Annotated in this window: 1 protein-coding gene and 1 pseudogene; one reads left to right on the forward strand and one right to left on the reverse strand. The window is 47.6% G+C overall.

From position 1 onward, the window contains the following. Positions 1-999, reverse strand: a pseudogene (locus tag C1T29_RS24920) (flavodoxin domain-containing protein); the annotation flags it as partial. Between the two features lie 317 nt (positions 1,000-1,316). Here C1T29_RS24920 and C1T29_RS19850 point away from each other — a divergent pair. Then, positions 1,317-1,915, forward strand: a 599-nt coding sequence (locus C1T29_RS19850; RefSeq protein ID WP_208945739.1) for a LysR family transcriptional regulator, incomplete at its 3' end; no start/stop codon positions are given.

A 1,915-nucleotide genomic window follows, 5' to 3' on the forward strand; every position in this document is an offset into this window, starting at 1 on the left:
TATTGTCAGCACCGGAATTTCCTAGTAAGTAGTCAACGCTTCTTTCAGGGAAAGGTTTTCCCCTTGATCAACCGTGACGGTAGCATTCGGATCCCATTTCAGCTCGGCCAGCAGCATGTCGACGAGTTCCGGGTCATTTTCCGGAAAAATGCCGAGCGCATCGCCAGGTTCATAAGTCAGGCCTGAGCCTTCGAGCGATAATTCAAGGTGGCGCGTTTCTTTATTTGATCCGCGGCCGTTTAAATTCAAATTTTCCAGCACTTCCGCTCTGAACGGATTTTTTCTCGAATATACCGTTTCTCCTCCTGCTGCTTGCGGTGCTGCCGTTTGAGCAGGTGCTGAGCTTGCGCCCTGTTCCTGTCCTTCGTTTAAACTTGAGATGACACCCTCAAGCCATGCTGCAGCCGGTTCATCATAATCGAGATCGCAATCGACGCGCGGATGGAGCCTTGTGCCCCCCAGCTCACCAAGCCGCTGATCAAACTCTTTTCCGGTCTGGCAGAAAAATTCATACGACGTGTCGCCAAGAGCCAGCACAGAATAACGGAAATCATCGAGCTTCGGAGCCCGTCTGCCATGGAGAAATTCATGGAATGACAGCGCGTTGTCCGGCGGATCCCCTTCTCCGTGCGTGCTGACGACGATGAGAAGGTTTTTTAATTTTTTCAATTGGTTCGGCTTAAAATCGCTCATTGCAGAGACGGTGACTTGAAAGCCCCGTTCTGTAAGCGTCTTAGCCGCGTTTTCAGCAAGTCCCTGTGCATTTCCTGTCTGCGACCCGAATAAAATGGTCACTTCTTTGGAAACAGGCTGGGCCGGACTTGCAGCCGGAGCTTCCGCCGGCAATGTTTCAAGCGCCGCCGCGGCATCGGCGGTTTGCACAGCCGCCAGATAACCGCTCAGCCAGGCTTTTTGTGATGCCGTCAAAGTTGGCAGAAGGCGGTTGAGGAGCTCTGCCTGCTCCTGGTTAAAAGGACTGTTCATTACCTGAAGTTGCAACGATATCCACCTCACTAAGGAATAAAAAAATTATGACTTGTTTGAAACGGAAAAGGATTACATTCATCATATATCCACTATTCCTATAAATCAAATCGGTTTTATTGACGCAAAACATCTGTCGATCACGGCTTTGCTGCAAAGAAATATTGTAAGCGCTCACTCACCACGTCCCCTTTACCGCTCGGCGTCAGCCTGCTTCAAACCAAACATTCCTAAAAAAGATTCTAATTTAAAGTTTACTGGAATACTCAACATTAGTAAAATATATATTAATTATCACAGCTATTAAGAATTTTAATAAAGGAGAGATTCGTGTGCATTATGATGCGCTGAAGACATTCGTTACCCTTGCAGAAGTCAAAAATTTCACAAAAACGGCCGAGCTTCTTCTCATGTCGCAGCCGAGCGTGAGCATGCACATTAAAAATCTTGAAAAAGAGTTCCAGACGAAATTATTTGAACGCTCTCCGAAATATTTGAAAATCACGCCGACCGGTGAAATTTTATACGATCGCGCCAAACAAATGATCACCATATATGAACAAACGCGGCAGGACATTCTCGATCACCACAACTCGATCAAAGGCGAGCTGAAAATCGGCGCAAGCTTCACAATCGGCGAATACATTTTGCCATCGCTCTTGTTCGACCTTCAAAAAGAATATCCTGAGCTCGAACTCAAGGCCGTCATTGGAAACACGGAAGAAATCGTGCAGTCCGTCCGCCTGTACAAAGTGGACATCGGCTTGATCGAAGGCCAGACAAATGAAAAAGAGCTTTCTGTCCACGCCTTTATGCAGGACGAGTTGTTTATCACCGCTTCAAGTGATCACCCGCTTGCCGCCAAACAGGACGTGACAATGGCCGATCTGCAAAATCAAACGTGGGTAACACGCGAAGTCGGCTCAGGTAC

Source organism: Bacillus sp. MBGLi79, assembly GCF_002953915.1.